Here is a 16,226-nt window from a genome sequence, read left to right as displayed (position 1 = left end):
TTTATTGCTCGGCGGCATGTTGTACAGCACATTTGCCTCCGCAAACCCATTGGCACAACAAAGCTGGGATCAAGTGGTTGCCCAGGCAAAAGCGGAAGGTACTGTCACGTTTAACGTCTGGTATCTGCAACCTCAGTGGCGAAGTTTCGTGAGTGATTTTGAGAAAAAATACGGTATCAAGGTACGCATTCCCGAAGGATCTATTGATGGAAATATGAATAAGCTGTTGGCGGAAGCCCGCCGTGAAAAAGGGAAAATGGATGTCATTGCCCTGTCAGTTGCACAATTACCCATTACTCGAAAAGCTAATGCGCTGGCGCAGGTTGACTGGCTACCAACCTATAAAGATGCGCTACATGAACTGCAAAGCGTCGATACTGAAGGGTATGCCGTCGCATTCTGGGGAAATCAGACTGGAATGGCTTATGACCCGCAGCAGATGGGAAATCAGCCGCTTCCCCAAACTCTGGAGGACTTACAGCGTTTTATTGACGCTAACCCGAAGAAATTTGGCTATAACGACCCTAATAATGGCGGAGCAGGAGAAGCCTTTATTCAGCGGATTGTGACAATATCCAGTGCAGACTTCGATGCCAACGCCACACAAGTTGACCCTGCTATCGTTAAAAACTGGAGCAAAGGCTGGCAGTGGTTTGCCTCGAATAAAGAGAAAATCACGCAAACCGCATCGGGTGCCGATAGCCTGACACGTCTGAACGATGGTGAATTGTTGCTGGTTCCGGCATGGGAAGACCATATGATGGGGCTACAAAAAACTGGGGCAATTACCGGGCGTTTGAAATTTTATGTTCCCAAATTTGGTATGCCAGGCGGTGGCAATATTGCCGCGATAGCCGCAAATAGTTCACATCCTGCGGCCTCGGCAGTATTTCTCAACTGGCTTGTGCAGGCTGACACCCAGCAGGCACTCCATGCTACTTTTGGTAGCGTCCCCATGAATAAACAGCTTAAATCACCTAGTACACAGCCGGAATCCCCAACGCAGTTTTACGGCAAGGAATACAGTATGCAGCTCAGAAAAGAATTTGTACGTCAGGTCACCCTGCAATAATCCAGATCCTGTTATTACCCGCGGCGGCGTTGTGTTCTGAGAGCAACTATTGTGTCACGCCGTCTGAGCTAATTGGCTGCTTATCCTGTAGCACGAGATGAAATTTCAGAATCATTGAAGTGCCTTAGTTTTTGCTTACCAGGACAGCAGCCTCTATTATCATTCTCGCCTTTAAAACCCTCGCGTGCTTCGAAAAAAAAGAGAACCTAATTATGCTCAAGTTTTTAGCCCTTTCCGGGATGCTAATTGCTTTCCTGTCGATCAGCGCCTGCAACATCATTCCTACGCCGCTGAATACCCCACCGGCAACAGCGCAAAAATTTGTTTGTGGCGGTGAAAAACTTGCTATCGATGGCGACTACGCCTGGTATAACGGCGATCGTTACTCCTATCAAAGTATGAGCGGCGGACAGGCATTTTATCGCTACCACAGCAGCAACTTCGGCCTGAAAAAAGTCGGTGAAAACCGCACCATGCTTGTCGGCCTTGATGCTAAACCTTGTGTGGCGGCAAACTAACTGATGATTGCGCCCCGTCGCCTGAGTACGCTGCTGCTCGGTTTTATGCTGGCGGGGTGTGGAACGCTGTCGAATGTTGCTCCTGAGGCTGAAGTGCCGCAAAAAGCCCAGCGAGCCTGCGGGGAGCCCGCGACTCGTGATATCAACCAATGGTTCCCTGCCATGGTTGAGGAGCAATCACCCGGCATGGTGGTGGGGGTGATTGATGCCAGGAATCAGCGCCATTACTGGCATTTTGGTATCACCGATGCCGAGCACAATAAGCCGGTCAATGAACATACCTTGTTTGCCGTGGGGTCGTTGAGTAAAGGCATGACTGCCGAGGCGACCGCGATGTTAGTGGCGCAGGGGCGTCTGCATTGGTCAGATACCCTCGAAACTTTGCTGCCGCCGTCGGTGCCGTTAAGTGACGACGCGAAAAAAATCACCCTGCTGCAACTGGTGACGCACACTTCTGGTTTGCCCCGGCAAAATATGGACTTGCCGATGCTGGCAGCCTTTATTCGCTATCTGGGTAACGGTGAGAATTTCTATGCCCATCTTGATAGCGACGATGTGGTGCATGACCTGGCTGATTTCTCAAAACCTCATAGTGATGCGCCACGTTATTCCAACCTTGGCTACGCGGTGCTGGATTACGTTCTGCGTTATCAAACCGGGCAGCGTGCCGACCAACTGGTTCAGTCGCTGATCTTTGATCCGCTGAATCTGCGCAACAGCAGTTTTACCCCTCACAAATTAAGACGTTACTCGCAGCGGGCGATTGGCCATGCGGGCAGCCAGCCGAAATTTATCCCTCGCGGGCAAGTTGTGCCTGACTGGCAGTTCACCGGCAATATGCTTGGCGCGGGTGGTTTGTATACCGACACTGCAGATTTACTGACTTATGCCGCCGCGCATCTTGCCAGCACTGGTGATGCAACGTTGGATAAAGCGATTCACGATACGATGCAGGTCTATTATCCACGGGATAAAGAAGCCGCCAATATTGCCTGGGTGACAGATACCTATGGCGAGCAATCCATCACTTATCAGGTGGGATATATTGGCGGTTACTCAAGCTATATAGGTATTGATCGCGTGAATCATTTTGCCGTTGTAGTGCTGCAAAATAGTTTCACCTGGCAAAATAACCTTGGGCACAGTGTGTTACGCCAGATGCTTGAGGAGCAGCGTCAGGCTGCGACCTGTAGTGTCAATGCCGCTGCGTAATCCTTTGTTTCACTGCGATTGTTAGCCATTGTAAAGGTTGTTGCCAGGGATCAAAAAACACGGCAAAAAAGACAGGGTAGCTTAAAATTTATCCATACTATAAGTGTGTGTTATCGATTCAAACCACACGGAGGGTAAATGTATGACTGGGGAGCCACTCAAACGCGATCTCTTGAAAAAGATGATTATCGCCAAAATAGACATCGCCGCTTATCTCTCTTTGAGAAAAGCGAAAGGCTATATGTCTGTGAATGAAACTGAGCATCTGCGCGATAACTTGTTCGATTTGTCTACTGAGTATCGTGAGAAGGCCATACGCCTCAAATTCCACCTTGCAGCGCAAGAAATGGAAAGTATTAACCACGGAATGAGTGCGGTGTGTTCTGCCGGAGTTTGCCTGATGACCGGGCGCCACGATTGCCCACAATATATCGCCATCGATGCCGAAAAACTGGAAAGCTGCCTGTCTGAACTTTCCGACAGCCTGAAAGATATTATGGGCCACCAACTGGCCGTAGAGTCGTGATATATGGGGGAGGCGACTCCCCCTTGTTCAAGTTTTTGTAAAATTCCCATCCCCCCATTTATGGACGACTAACCTTATCGGGTAACCGATAAGGAGAAGGCTATGCCACGGTCCGGACTCAATTCACTCATCACCGCCACATTGCTCCTTTCAGCAAGCTGGACTTATGCCGCTGAAGTGAAAGTCGATGTGCTGCAAAGCAAGCTCGATCACCCATGGTCATTGGCATTTCTGCCAGATAATAAAGGTATGCTGATTACGCTGCGTGACGGGCAGTTACGCCGCTGGCAGCCGGGCGAGGGCTTAGGTGACCCGATTGTCGGCGTGCCAAAAGTCTGGGCGCATGGGCAGGGCGGATTACTGGATGTGGTGCTGGCTCCGGATTTTGAACAAAGCCGCCGCGTCTGGCTGAGTTTCGCGGAAGAGAATAGCGATGATAAAGCGGGCACCGCCGTCGGCTACGGCACGTTGAGCAGCAATATGGAACGGCTGGAAAACTTTAAAGTCGTCTTCCGCCAGATGCCAAAACTTTCCACCGGCAATCACTTTGGCGGGCGCATGGTGTTTGACGGCAAGGGCTATTTGTTTATCGCGCTCGGTGAAAACAATCAGCGTTCCACCGCCCAGGATATGGACAAACTGCAAGGCAAACTGGTGCGCCTGACCGAAAACGGCGAGGTGCCGCCGGATAACCCGTTTGCGGGCAAGCAGGGTGTACGCAGTGAAATCTGGTCTTACGGGCATCGTAATCCGCAGGGTATGGCGCTCAATTCAGCCAACGGCGAGTTGTGGCTTAATGAGCACGGGCCGAAAGGCGGCGATGAAATCAACGTCTCGCAGCCCGGTAAAAACTACGGCTGGCCTTTGGCAACCTGGGGCATAAATTATAGTGGTTTGCCGATTCCCGAAGCGAAAGGTGAAATCGTAGCAGGCACGGAACAGCCTGTTTATTACTGGAAGGTTTCCCCGGCGGTGAGCGGCATGGCGTTCTATAACAGCGATAAATTCCCACAGTGGAAAGGGAAGCTGTTTATCGGTGCGCTAAAAGAGAAGAACCTGATTGAGTTGACGCTAAACGGCGATAAAGTCACCGGGCAAAAGCGTTTACTGGACGACCACGGGGCGCGTATTCGTGATGTGCGCGTCGGCCCGGACGGTTATCTTTATGTCCTGACCGACGAGTCTGACGGGCAATTACTGAAAATTAGCCCATCAGCCTAGTGTATTAACTTAACGGAATCATCACGACTTTCTTGAATGCCGGGCGCTGGGTCAATTGCTGATACCAGCGTTGCAAGTTCGGGAAATCGTTCCACTGCACGTCGAGATTGAGCAGGTTGTAAACGCTTGGGGCAAGGGCGATATCCGCAACGCTAAACTTGTCTCCTCCCAGCCATTTTTGCTTCGCAAGTTCCGCTTCAACTATGGCAAACAGCGTGTTGCATTGCGCGATACTCTCGTCGATCAGTTTTTGGCTGCGCTCTTCCGGTGGGATACGCACCAGGCTGAAAAACACGCCGCGATGTGGGCCAGCAAGCGTTGTGCCTGCCCAGTCCATCCATTTTTCACCACGCGCGCGAGTCGCAGGGTCGGCAATCCACAACGTCTCTTTGCCATACTGCGCGGCAAGATAACGCACGATGGTATTGGATTCCCATAACGTTAAGTCGGTGGCGTCATCATGAATACACGGCACCAGCGCGTTGGGATTCATTGCCAGATATTCAGCATCGTGAGTTTTACCAAATTTGCCACCCGCAGGAACTGATTGATACGCCACACCTAATTCTTCCAGGCACCACAACACTTTCTTCACATTTGTCGAATTGTCTCTGCCCCAAACTGTGATCATTTTGTTTCCTCTGTATGTGGGTTTGCACTTCAGTATGCCGTGGGCTGATGAAGAAAACAGCAGTGAACATCAACGGCAGGTAAAAAACTCATCAACGTGGCGGCAAGTCGCGCAGTTATCGAATAAACTTAAAAAACTTTACCAACACTATGTTTCATTATGTGGTTTCGCAAGTTAGCTTACTGGCAACTTGAACGATTGAGTAACGGCGTGCGTCGTGACTTTTTTAGAATGGATACTGGGTGGTGTTATGAAAACTTTGCAAATCCCTGCTTCGCTACGAGCATTACTGGCAGGTACAACCCTGCTGTTGATAGCCGCGCCTGCGGTTAGTGCAGAACAGACTGCTGATGCACCGCAAGTTGATGCTAAAGCCTGGATCTTAATGGATTATGCCAGCGGCAAAGTTCTGGCCGAAGGCAATGCTGATTCCCAGCTCGATCCGGCGAGTCTGACTAAACTGATGACCAGCTATGTGGTTGGGCAGGCTATCAAGGCTGATAAGATCAAGCTTACCGATATGGTCACCGTTGGCAGAGACGCGTGGGCAACCGGTAATCCTGCGCTGCGTGGTTCCTCACTCATGTTCCTGAAACCAGGCGATAAAGTCTCGGTTGAAGATTTGAATAAAGGTGTAATCATCCAGTCAGGTAACGATGCCAGTATTGCAATCGCTGATTATGTGGCAGGCAGTCAGGATTCTTTCGTCAGTTTGATGAACAACTATGCGCAAAAACTGAATCTGACCAACACTACCTTTAAGACCGTTCACGGCCTCGATGCACCTGGGCAATTCAGTACCGCACGCGATATGGCGCTGCTCGGCAGGGCATTGATTCATGATGTGCCAGAAGAGTACGCCATCCACAAAGAGAAAGAGTTCACCTTTAACAACATCAAGCAGCCGAACCGTAACCGCTTGCTGTGGAGCTCTAACCTTAACGTCGATGGCATGAAAACCGGCACCACTACAGGGGCGGGCTACAACCTGGTGGCTTCGGCGACTTCTGGTGACATGCGTTTAATTTCCGTGGTGCTGGGCACTAAAACCGATCGTATTCGTTTCAATGAAAGTGAAAAATTGCTGACGTGGGGCTTCCGCTTCTTTGAAACCGTTACACCGATTAAACCGGATGCCACTTTTGTTACTCAACGCGTGTGGTTTGGGGATAAAAGTGAAGTGAATCTGGGGGCCGGTGAAGGTGGCTCTGTCACTATTCCTCGCGGCCAGTTGAAGAACCTGAAAGCGAGCTTCTCGCTGACCGAACCGCAGCTGACCGCGCCGCTGAAGAAAGGCCAGGTGGTTGGTACTATCGATTTCCAGCTTAATGGTAAATCAATCGAACAACGCCCGCTGATGGTGATGGAAGCAGTCGAAGAGGGTGGTTTCTTTAGCCGGATGTGGGATTTTGTGTTGATGAAGTTTCATAGCTGGTTCGGCAGCTGGTTTGCTTGATCCGCTTCATAATTCGAGCCGCATAAGCGGCTCGAATTATTTTGGAGGAGTTGTAAAGGACACTTCACCATTGCAAAGAAACATTCTCCGACGCGGCAAATTCAACAAACGCCGCGTCAGGCTCTTCGTTACTGATAATCAAATCAAAAGCAGAAAGTGGCCCCATACAGGCTGCGCGTACTTTGCCGAATTTACTGCTATCCACGACCAGCACACGCTGTTGCGCCATCGCTAACGCCCAATTTTTTACTGGCAACTCATCGAGATTAAAACAGGTTGCTCCGTGACGGGGGTGAATGCCTGCTGCTGAGAAGAAGGCGATATCCGGGCAAAAATTGTTCAGGCACTCCTGGAAGTTAATCGGCTTGAAAATCGCATTGCTGGAATGAAACTCACCCCCGCTCAAAATCACCCGGCAGCCGGGTTTATCTTGTAGCGCCAGGAAGGTGTTTAACGAATAACATACTCCAGTAAATTGCAGCTCATCGTCCAGCGCTTCAATGATGTATGGAGTGGTGGTACCGCAGTCAAAAAATACCGTCTGATGTGGGCGAACCATTGCTGCTGCAAGGCGCGCGGCATGGCGTTTCTCGTCAATACGGCGGGTTTTCTGATCGCTTAACAAATAATGGTTGGCGGTGACGCTACGTGGTTCGAGCACCACATAGCCGCCCAATAACACCACGGGACCGGGTTCACTGTTGAGATCGCGGCGAATAGTCATTTCAGAGACACCGAGTAGCGCGGAAGCCTCTTTAAGGTGAATTTTGTCGCTGCGTTTAAGTGCCTGAATCAGGCGGTTGATGCGTTCGTCGCGCCGGGTTTCCATGATGCCCTCTGAATATGAAAAACCCGGCATCGCCGGGTTTCGATTAACGCATCTTACCTTTGCAAAAACAGTTAGTCACGCACCCAGCCTTTGCGGATTGGCAGGGCAAAACAGAATCGATAAACCTGATGCAGGCGGGCGTGAAGTTGTACCCCGAACCAGTTCCATACCATTTGAGCCAGTAAACAAGAACACAGGCCCACCAGTAACCCGCCGAGCATATCCAGCGGCCAGTGCACGCCGAGATAAACCCGCGACCAGGCAATCGCACAGCCAATCACAAATAACACTACGCCCGACCACACGCGGTGCCAGAACAAAAATGCCAGCGCGAAGGTGAAAATCACCGTGCCGTGGTCGCTTGGGAAGGAGTCATCCGGAGCGTGGTGCAGGAAGTTGTAGCCAAAGCCTGTGACAAACGGCCTGTCATGTGGGAATACATGGCCGATAATCCACGACAGCGACACGCTAATAATGATGGCTAGTGCAGTCTTAATCACCACGACACGTTGCGCGGTCATCTGGCGGCGTTGCCCCCATAACCACAAAATGGCAATCAGTAATGGTACGATGCTAATCAAATCTTTGGCGATAAAAATGGCAAATTTAATCAACCATTCAGAAGAATCCGGTGTTGCATTAATCAGTAGAAAGAGCGACTGATTGAGTTGTTCGATCATAACGTTTTGAGTTCCTTAGCCCGTCAAATGAAGATGATGCCGCACGCCTTGCATCGTGACTATAGGACGACAGCCTACTTTGAGCTTCTTAAGAAAACCTTAAACAAAACAGCGATTCTCTCCCTTAAATAACAATTCACTATCTACCGCGCAGGCAATTTATTACACTTCGTTCGTTTTTCTTCTCCTTTGAGTTTCTCATGCAAAATAATAAGCGACTGGGTCGCCAGGCACTGCTATTCCCGCTGTGCCTGGTGCTCTATGAATTTTCTACGTATATCGGCAATGACATGATCCAGCCAGGCATGCTGGCGGTTGTCGAACAATACAACGCGGGGATCGAGTGGGTGCCGACCTCCATGACCGCGTATCTGGCTGGTGGCATGTTCTTGCAGTGGCTGCTGGGGCCGCTGTCCGACCGTATTGGCCGTCGCCCGGTGATGTTGACCGGCGTGGTGTGGTTTATCGTCACTTGTCTTGCGACATTGCTGGCGCAAAACATCGAACAGTTCACATTCCTGCGGTTCTTGCAGGGTGTGAGCCTGTGCTTTATTGGCGCGGTGGGTTACGCGGCGATTCAGGAATCGTTTGAGGAAGCGGTGTGTATCAAAATCACCGCTTTGATGGCGAACGTTGCGCTGATTGCACCGCTGCTCGGCCCGTTGGTTGGGGCCGCATGGATCCACTACGCACCGTGGGAAACGATGTTTGTGTTGTTTGCGGCGCTGGCGGCATTCTCATTCTTCGGTCTGCATCGTGCGATGCCGGAAACTGCGACGCGCCTGGGCGAAAAGCTCTCGCTGCGCGATTTAGGCCATGACTACAAACTGGTGCTGAAAAACGGACGCTTTGTGGCCGGTTCGCTGGCCATCGGTTTTGTCAGCCTGCCGCTGCTGGCTTGGATTGCCCAATCGCCGATTATTATCATTAGCGGTGAAAAGCTCTCGACCTATGAATACGGTTTATTGCAGGTGCCAATTTTTGGCGCGTTGATTATTGGCAACCTGGTGCTGGCGCGGTTAACTTCTCGTCGTAGCGTGCGTTCGCTGATTATCATGGGTGGCTGGTGGATTGTGCCAGGGCTGGTAGTTGCCGCTGTGGCGACAGTGGCATCAACGCACGCATATTTGTGGATGACTGCCGGGTTGAGTCTCTACGCATTTGGTATTGGCCTTGCTAACGCAGGACTGGTGCGCCTGACACTGTTTGCGAGTGATATGAGCAAAGGCACCGTTTCAGCGGCGATGGGGATGTTGCAGATGTGTATCTTCACCGTGGGTATCGAAGTGAGCAAACATGCTTATCTGTTAGGCGGGAATGGTTTGTTCAGCCTGCTGAATTTGTTGGGTGGTGTGATTTGGCTGGGCCTGATGTTTGTGTTTTTGAAAGATAAAAGCGTTGGGAACCGGACGGACGCGTAGTTTTATTTGGTGGATGACGCTGCTATACCGTTTATAACTGTTACCCATGTGTCCGGTCTAAAGTGTTACCCATGTGGCCGGTTTGTACCCTGCGCTTATCCACCCTACAAAACCCGAGCCGTAGGTCGGATAAGCGCAGCGCCATCCGACAAAACATCCCGAAAACAGCATAAAAAAATACCCCGGCTTGCCGGGGTATTTTGTTTTTACTTAACCGCCATACCCGCTTGCGCACCGCTGTCCGGGCTTAACAAGAAGATATCTTTCCCGCCAGGACCTGCCGCCATCACCATCCCTTCCGAGATGCCGAAGCGCATTTTACGCGGTGCCAGGTTTGCCACCATAATCGTCAAGCGGCCTTCCAGCGCTGCCGGATCTGGATAAGCAGAACGGATACCGGAGAACACATTGCGTTTCTCGCCGCCCAGATCCAGCGTCAGGCGCAGCAGCTTGTCAGAACCTTCAACAAATTCCGCTTTCTCAATCAGCGCAACGCGCAGGTCTACTTTAGCAAAATCATCAAACGCGATGGTTTCTGCAATCGGGTCGTCAGCCAGTGGGCCAGTTGCCGGAGCGGCAGCGGCTTTCACTTCTTCCTTCGAGGCTTCAACCAGCGATTCAACCTGTTTCATCTCAATGCGGTTATACAGCGCTTTGAAATTGTTCACTTTGTGATTCAGCAGCGGCTGCTGGATAGCATCCCAGCTCAGTTCCGTATTCAGGAATGCTTCAGCACGTTCAGAAAGCGTAGGGATAACCGGCTTCAGCCAGGTCATCAGCACGCGGAACAGGTTGATACCCATAGTGCAGATGGCTTGCAGATCGGCATCGCGGCCTTCTTGCTTCGCCACCACCCACGGAGCTTGTTCGTCAACGTAGCGGTTTGCCACGTCTGCCAGCGCCATGATTTCACGCACGGCTTTACCAAACTCACGGCTTTCCCACGCTTCGCCGATGCTTTGCGCCGCATCGGTAAAGGTTTTGTATAGCGCCGGGTCAGCGATTTCAGCAGACAGTTGGCCGTCGAAACGCTTGGCAATAAAGCCTGCGTTACGGGACGCCAGGTTCACCACTTTATTCACGATATCGCTGTTCACGCGCTGCACGAAATCTTCCAGGTTCAGGTCGATATCGTCGATGCGCGAAGAGAGTTTCGCGGTGTAGTAATAACGCAGGCTGTCGGCGTCAAAATGGTTCAACCAGGTGCTGGCTTTAATAAACGTACCGCGCGATTTGGACATCTTCGCGCCGTTCACCGTTACGTAACCATGAACGAACAGGTTAGTTGGTTTGCGGAAACCGCTGCCTTCTAACATGGCTGGCCAGAACAGGCTGTGGAAGTAAACGATGTCTTTACCGATGAAGTGATACAGCTCGGTTGTGGAATCTTGCTTCCAGTATTCGTCAAAGCTTTCGGTATCGCCGCGTTTGTCGCACAGGTTTTTGAATGAACCCATGTAACCGATTGGCGCATCCAGCCAGACGTAGAAATATTTGCCCGGTGCATCCGGAATTTCAAAACCGAAATAAGGCGCATCGCGGGAGATATCCCACTGTTGCAGGCCAGACTCGAACCACTCCTGCATTTTGTTCGCTACTTGCTCTTGCAGCGCGCCGGAGCGAGTCCAGGCTTGCAGCATTTCGCTAAAGGAAGGCAAATCAAAGAAAAAGTGCTCGGAATCACGCATCACAGGTGTTGCGCCAGAAACCACAGATTGCGGGTTAATCAGCTCGGTTGGGCTGTATGTTGCGCCACAAACTTCACAGTTATCGCCGTACTGGTCAGGTGCTTTACATTTCGGGCAGGTGCCTTTTACGAAACGGTCAGGCAGGAACATGCCTTTTTCCGGGTCGAAAAGCTGAGAAATCGTGCGGTTTTTAATAAAACCGTTCTCTTTCAGACGGCCATAAATCAGCGACGCCAGCTCGCGGTTTTCGTCGCTGTGCGTGGAGTGATAGTTATCGTAGCTGATGTTAAAGCCAGCAAAATCAGTCTGATGCTCCTGACTCATTTCGGCAATCATCTGCTCTGGTGTAATACCTAACTGCTGTGCTTTCAGCATGATAGGTGTACCGTGTGCATCGTCCGCGCAGATGAAGTTAACCGTGTTGCCGCGCATTCGTTGGTAACGGACCCAGACGTCAGCCTGGATGTGCTCCAGCATGTGACCAAGGTGGATTGAGCCGTTAGCGTACGGAAGTGCGCACGTTACCAATAATTTTTTCGCGGTATGAGCCATAGTAGAAATTGCATCTTCTAAATAGAAAAGGGCCTTAGATGTTAACTGAGAGCCGCCCTGCGGTAAACCACGCAAGGCGATCAAGGAAATTTTATCGCGCCTGGTCGCATCTGGTATGCTTAACAAACTGCAATGTCCGACAATAAAAACATAAGGAGCCGGGATGAATTCGCAATCCCCGTCAAGTCGTTCCCCCGAGCAGCTACGCGCTATGGTCGCCGGGACACTGGCCAATTTTCAGCACCCAACCCTCAAACATAATCTGACCGCGCTTAAAGCCTTGCATCATGTCGCGATGTTAGACGACACGCTGCATGTTGAGCTATTGATGCCATTCGTTTGGCGCAGTGGTTTTGAAGCGCTGCAAGAGCAGTGCAGTTCGGATTTGCTACGCATTACTGGGGCGAAAGCGGTGGACTGGAAACTCAGCCACAACATTGCCACCTTAAAGCGTGTGAAAAATCACCCCGGCATTAATGGCGTGAAGAACATTATTGCGGTGACCTCAGGCAAAGGCGGTGTCGGCAAGTCGAGTACCGCGGTGAACCTGGCGCTGGCGCTGATTGCCGAAGGGGCGAAAGTCGGGATTCTGGATGCGGATATTTATGGCCCCTCTATCCCAACGATGCTGGGTGCGGAACACGAACGCCCAACGTCTCCCGACGGCACGCATATGACGCCAATTCTGGCGCATGGCCTGGCAACCAACTCCATTGGTTATCTGGTAACTGATGAAAACGCCATGGTGTGGCGCGGGCCGATGGCCAGCAAGGCACTCTTGCAGATGCTGCAAGAAACCATGTGGCCGGATCTCGACTATCTGGTGCTGGATATGCCGCCAGGCACCGGTGATATTCAACTCACACTTGCGCAGAACATTCCCGTAACGGGGGCTGTTGTGGTGACCACGCCGCAAGATATTGCGTTGATCGACGCCCGTAAAGGCATTGTGATGTTTGAGAAAGTTGATGTGCCAGTGCTGGGTATCGTTGAAAACATGAGCATGCATATTTGCAGCAACTGCGGTCACAATGAGCCGATTTTCGGCACTGGCGGAGCACAGAAACTGGCGGATCAATATCACACCAGATTACTGGGCCAGTTGCCGCTGCACATTACTTTGCGTGAAGATCTTGATGCCGGTAAGCCAACGGTGATCAACCGTCCAGAAAGCGAGTTTACCGCTATCTACCGTCAACTGGCGGGTAGCGTTGCAGCGCAGCTTTACTGGGAAGGCGAAGTGATCCCTGCGGATATTGCGTTCAGAGCCGTGTAATGATCCCTGGCGGGAGGTGCTTGCATTACCCGCCAGTTCATTCAAATCCCATAACCCATCAAGAAATACTCGCCATCTTCACTCTCCCCGCGTGATTCGACCTGCCAGCCATGGCGTTGGTAAAATGCAAAAGCAGACTCATTTTTTACCAGGCATTTTAATGTTCCTCGGCCGATAAATTCCGCCTGGACCTTCGCAAGCAGAGCGTGGCCGACCTGTTTCCCCTGGTATTCTGGCGCGACGTACAAGCTATGCAGAAAATCATCCACTACCCAAACCGAAGCAAATCCCAGCAACTGGCCGTTATCTTCAGCTACCCAGATTTGCTCGTTATGTGTGGTGCTGTCGAAATCTTCTGGCTGCCACGTGCTGCCATCAAGCCACGTCCAGGCATTCAGGCGCGTCTGTAAATATAAAATGCGTAATTGCGGGCGATCGCTCTCTTCAAACGCTCTGATTAACAAAATGTCTTACTCCATTGTCTGATAAACAGCACGATCTTGGGTGCCAATTCAAAATTATTGAAACCCTTCAAAGAAAGTTTAGCTGGGTCGTTGTATGTTACGCGCCGTTTAACACTCAATGGCGGGCGCAATGTACGAGTTTAACCTGGTGTTACTGCTGCTTCAGCAAATGTGCGTCTACCTGGTTATCGCCTGGTTAATGAGTAAAACGCGACTGTTTATCCCGCTGATGCAGGTCACAGTACGTTTACCACACAAATTACTCTGCTACGTCACGTTCTCCATTTTCTGCATTATGGGCACCTATTTTGGGCTGCACATCGACGATTCCATTGCTAACACGCGGGCGATTGGCGCGGTAATGGGCGGCTTGCTCGGTGGCCCGTTAGTGGGCGGGCAAGCCGAGTTGATGCTGCGCGACGGGCAGTCAGTCCCGGTGAGTCGGCGTTATTTGAAGAGCCTAAAAGAGGCACTGGGGCTAAAGGCAGTCTAGTTTTTATCCATTTGCTGACTTATACTTGTACCATAAATTGCACAAGTGGAGCGATCATGCAGGTTATTACATTCTCCGAAGCCCGTAATCGGCTCAAAACGGTTCTTGATGAAGTTGTAGACAATGCCGATATCACGGTTATCACCCGCCGGGATGCTGAAGATGCGGTAGTGATGTCACTGGATTACTACAATTCTTTGATGGAAACCGTACATCTGCTGAGTTCTCCGGCAAATGCGACTCGCCTGATGGAATCCATTGCGCAGGCACAGGCAGGCAAAATCTCACGGAGAGAGATTATCGATGAAGACGGCGAATAGGCTGCTCGCGTGGACCGATCACGCCTGGGAGGATTATCTCTGGTGGCAAACGCAGGATAAAAAAACCTTAAAGCGCATCAATAAACTCATTGAAGATGCTCAAAGAAATCCTTTTGATGGACTGGGAAAACCTGAACCTTTACGTGAAAACCTAAGCGGGCTGTGGTCCCGACGAATCAATGATGCTGACCGTCTGGTTTATAGTGTTAGTGACGACCTTCTCACCATTTTCCAGTGCCGACTTCATTACTAAATCTGCGCGCGGCGGCAGAACGCTATATACTGCCCGCTTTAGAAATACCCCCGCTTGCAAGATTTAGAACGAGAGAATCACCACTATGATGAATAACGACGTATTACGCAGCGTGCGCTACATGCTGAATTTGGGCAACGACGACATGGTGAAAATCTTCGCCCTGACCGACACTGCCGTTACTGCCGAGCAGATTGTTACCTGGACCAAAAAAGAAGACGAAGAGAACTTTAAACTTTGCCCGGATATCCTGATGGCAAACTTCTTGAACGGCCTGATTTACTTCAAGCGCGGCAAAGACGAAAGCAAACCGGCACCAAAAATCGAACGCAAGATGACCAATAACATCATCCTGAAAAAACTGCGTATTGCGTTTGATTTGAAAACCGACGACGTGCTGGAAATTCTGACGTCACAAGAATTCCGTATCTCTATGCCAGAAATCACTGCGATGATGCGCGCCCCAGAGAACAAAAACTTCCGCGAATGTGGCGACCAGTTCCTGCGCTACTTCCTGCGTGGTTTAACTGCACGCGTACACGTAGCGAAGAAGTAAGATTTATTGCGCTTATCCACTATACGAATGCATTTCGTAGGTCGGATAAGCGCCAGCGTCATCCGACACAAAACTTCGAATATCCGATGCTATCCCCGCGCTTCGTTCTTCCGCTTCACAATATCTGCCATCACCGCCAACGCAATTTCAGCCGGCGTTTTGCTGCCCAGCGGCAGGCCAATCGGCGCATGAATACGCTGCAACTCTTCAGGATTTAATTCGGCGATTTTTTGCAAACGTTCGAGTCTTTTCGCACTGTTTTTCTGCGACCCCATCGCGCCAATGTAAAACGCAGGCGTATTCACCGCTTCCATCATTGTCAGGTCATCCATACGCGGATCGTGGGTTAGCGCGACAATCGCCGTGTTGGCGTGGCAGGAATTTTGTTCGAGATAGTTCGCGGGAAATTGTTTCAGCAGCGTGATGTCGGCTTTAAGCTGTGTGGCGAAATTTTCCAGCGCTTCAGGGCGATTCTCGCAAACTAAGACTTCAAAGCCCAACGAGCTGGCAAAATCGGCGCAGTACAGCGCAACGCTGGAAAGCCCGGCAATTAGCAGGCGCGGGGCGGCGGCGACATGCAAAGTAATCTGCTGCCCGTTGCGCTCAACCTGGGTGATATCGGCAAATTCGGTAACTTCAAGGTGGCGACAAGGCTCGGGAAGCGTCAGACGTTTTTGCAGGGCAAAATGGCCGCTCAGCGCATTTTCCATTTTCTCGAGATAAGCCCCATTTCCCGCCGTAGCGGGCAAATATTCCACCAGAATATCCAGCACGCCGCCGCAGGGCAGCGCAATCCCTGGTTCCAGACCACCTTCGCCATAACGCACAATCTGGCTGGCTTGCTGGTATTCACCCTGAGCAATACGCTGCAAAAAGTCCTCTTCTACACAGCCACCGGAAAGTGAACCACAAAAACGCTTGTCGGCTGTTGCCACCATTAACGCACCTGGTGAACGGGGTGAGGAACCATAGGTATTTAAAACCGTACATAACCAGACGGGTTGTTGTTCAAGCCATTCACGAGCCTGGTGAATCACACTAATATCAATGTGTTGCAT

At 51.0% G+C, this 16,226-nt stretch carries 18 protein-coding genes and 1 pseudogene; 13 read left to right on the top strand and 6 right to left on the bottom strand.

Annotation, left to right across the window (positions count from 1 at the left end):
* The first annotated feature begins 16 nt into the window (after positions 1–16).
* The 5 genes from GC128_RS11790 to GC128_RS11770 all read left to right on the top strand — a co-directional run bounded on the left by GC128_RS11790 (position 17) and on the right by GC128_RS11770 (position 4,549).
* The gene (locus GC128_RS11790; RefSeq protein ID WP_407643482.1) at positions 17–1,072 is read left to right on the top strand and encodes an extracellular solute-binding protein; all 1,056 of its coding nucleotides are present in this window, start codon (positions 17–19) and stop codon (positions 1,070–1,072) included.
* Positions 1,073–1,284: 212 nt separating this feature from the next.
* Complete coding sequence (locus tag GC128_RS11785) at positions 1,285–1,590, top strand: hypothetical protein (protein ID WP_151994461.1); 306 nt, start codon at positions 1,285–1,287, stop codon at positions 1,588–1,590.
* Positions 1,591–1,593: 3 nt separating this feature from the next.
* Complete coding sequence (locus GC128_RS11780; protein WP_151994460.1) at positions 1,594–2,802, top strand: serine hydrolase domain-containing protein; 1,209 nt, start codon at positions 1,594–1,596, stop codon at positions 2,800–2,802.
* Positions 2,803–2,944: 142 nt separating this feature from the next.
* Positions 2,945–3,328 carry a biofilm formation regulator BssR gene (locus GC128_RS11775; RefSeq protein ID WP_151994459.1) on the top strand — a complete coding sequence of 128 codons (384 nt, stop codon included), beginning with the start codon at positions 2,945–2,947 and terminating at the stop codon, positions 3,326–3,328.
* A gap of 102 nt (positions 3,329–3,430) precedes the next feature.
* Entirely contained in the window at positions 3,431–4,549 is a 1,119-nt protein-coding gene (locus tag GC128_RS11770) for a PQQ-dependent sugar dehydrogenase (RefSeq protein ID WP_151994458.1), read from the top strand.
* A 4-nt stretch (positions 4,550–4,553) separates the two neighbouring features.
* Here the strand turns inward: GC128_RS11770 and GC128_RS11765 are convergent, their stop codons facing one another.
* Complete coding sequence (locus tag GC128_RS11765) at positions 4,554–5,180, bottom strand: glutathione S-transferase family protein (RefSeq protein ID WP_151994457.1); 627 nt, start codon at positions 5,178–5,180, stop codon at positions 4,554–4,556.
* A gap of 250 nt (positions 5,181–5,430) precedes the next feature.
* Here GC128_RS11765 and dacC point away from each other — a divergent pair, with 250 nt between their 5' ends.
* Positions 5,431–6,636 (top strand): serine-type D-Ala-D-Ala carboxypeptidase, encoded by a 1,206-nt coding sequence (gene dacC / locus GC128_RS11760; protein WP_151994456.1) that lies wholly within the window; start codon positions 5,431–5,433, stop codon positions 6,634–6,636.
* 64 nt (positions 6,637–6,700) lie between these two features.
* Here dacC and deoR read toward each other — a convergent pair whose 3' ends face one another.
* Both deoR and ybjG read right to left on the bottom strand, forming a co-directional pair.
* On the bottom strand, positions 6,701–7,465 hold the full coding sequence (gene deoR, locus GC128_RS11755; protein WP_151994455.1) for a DNA-binding transcriptional repressor DeoR: 765 nt from the start codon (positions 7,463–7,465) through the stop codon (positions 6,701–6,703).
* 71 nt (positions 7,466–7,536) lie between these two features.
* Positions 7,537–8,145, bottom strand: a complete 609-nt coding sequence (gene ybjG, locus GC128_RS11750; RefSeq protein ID WP_151994454.1) for an undecaprenyl-diphosphate phosphatase — start codon at positions 8,143–8,145, stop codon at positions 7,537–7,539.
* A 200-nt stretch (positions 8,146–8,345) separates the two neighbouring features.
* On the opposite strand from ybjG, the gene GC128_RS11745 reads away from it, so the two are divergent.
* The gene (locus GC128_RS11745; protein ID WP_151994453.1) at positions 8,346–9,566 is read left to right on the top strand and encodes an MFS transporter; all 1,221 of its coding nucleotides are present in this window, start codon (positions 8,346–8,348) and stop codon (positions 9,564–9,566) included.
* Positions 9,567–9,772: 206 nt separating this feature from the next.
* Here the strand turns inward: GC128_RS11745 and metG are convergent, their stop codons facing one another.
* On the bottom strand, positions 9,773–11,806 hold the full coding sequence (gene metG, locus GC128_RS11740; protein ID WP_151994452.1) for a methionine--tRNA ligase: 2,034 nt from the start codon (positions 11,804–11,806) through the stop codon (positions 9,773–9,775).
* Positions 11,807–11,969: 163 nt separating this feature from the next.
* On the opposite strand from metG, the gene apbC reads away from it, so the two are divergent.
* A complete protein-coding gene (apbC, locus tag GC128_RS11735; RefSeq protein ID WP_134185311.1) occupies positions 11,970–13,082 on the top strand; it encodes an iron-sulfur cluster carrier protein ApbC in 1,113 nt (370 codons plus the stop codon).
* A 41-nt stretch (positions 13,083–13,123) separates the two neighbouring features.
* Here apbC and GC128_RS11730 read toward each other — a convergent pair whose 3' ends face one another.
* On the bottom strand, positions 13,124–13,546 hold the full coding sequence (locus GC128_RS11730; protein WP_325063690.1) for a GNAT family N-acetyltransferase: 423 nt from the start codon (positions 13,544–13,546) through the stop codon (positions 13,124–13,126).
* A gap of 130 nt (positions 13,547–13,676) precedes the next feature.
* On the opposite strand from GC128_RS11730, the pseudogene GC128_RS11725 reads away from it, so the two are divergent.
* The 5 genes and pseudogenes from GC128_RS11725 to GC128_RS11710 form a co-directional block, all read left to right on the top strand.
* A pseudogene (locus tag GC128_RS11725) lies at positions 13,677–13,946 on the top strand (LytS/YhcK type 5TM receptor domain-containing protein); the annotation flags it as partial.
* A complete protein-coding gene (locus tag GC128_RS23240) occupies positions 13,935–14,039 on the top strand; it encodes a LytTR family transcriptional regulator DNA-binding domain-containing protein (RefSeq protein ID WP_267901632.1) in 105 nt (34 codons plus the stop codon). The pseudogene GC128_RS11725 and the gene GC128_RS23240, both read left to right, overlap by 12 nt.
* A 56-nt stretch (positions 14,040–14,095) precedes the next feature.
* The gene (locus GC128_RS11720) at positions 14,096–14,359 is read left to right on the top strand and encodes a type II toxin-antitoxin system Phd/YefM family antitoxin (RefSeq protein WP_151994450.1); all 264 of its coding nucleotides are present in this window, start codon (positions 14,096–14,098) and stop codon (positions 14,357–14,359) included.
* A complete protein-coding gene (locus GC128_RS11715) occupies positions 14,343–14,612 on the top strand; it encodes a Txe/YoeB family addiction module toxin (protein ID WP_151994449.1) in 270 nt (89 codons plus the stop codon). The genes GC128_RS11720 and GC128_RS11715 overlap by 17 nt, the downstream gene beginning before the upstream one ends.
* Before the next feature lie 85 nt (positions 14,613–14,697).
* Positions 14,698–15,168: a YehS family protein gene (locus tag GC128_RS11710; RefSeq protein WP_064512387.1), complete on the top strand. Its 471-nt coding sequence runs from the start codon at positions 14,698–14,700 to the stop codon at positions 15,166–15,168.
* 89 nt (positions 15,169–15,257) lie between these two features.
* Here the strand turns inward: GC128_RS11710 and GC128_RS11705 are convergent, their stop codons facing one another.
* Positions 15,258–16,226, bottom strand: a complete 969-nt coding sequence (locus GC128_RS11705; RefSeq protein ID WP_151994448.1) for an XdhC family protein — start codon at positions 16,224–16,226, stop codon at positions 15,258–15,260.

The organism is Buttiauxella massiliensis (assembly GCF_902500225.1).
In the GTDB taxonomy this organism is placed as follows: Bacteria; Pseudomonadota; Gammaproteobacteria; order Enterobacterales; family Enterobacteriaceae; genus Buttiauxella; species Buttiauxella massiliensis.
The sequence above is the reverse complement of the archived record's forward strand: the minus strand, read 5'-3'. Positions and strand labels throughout refer to the sequence as shown.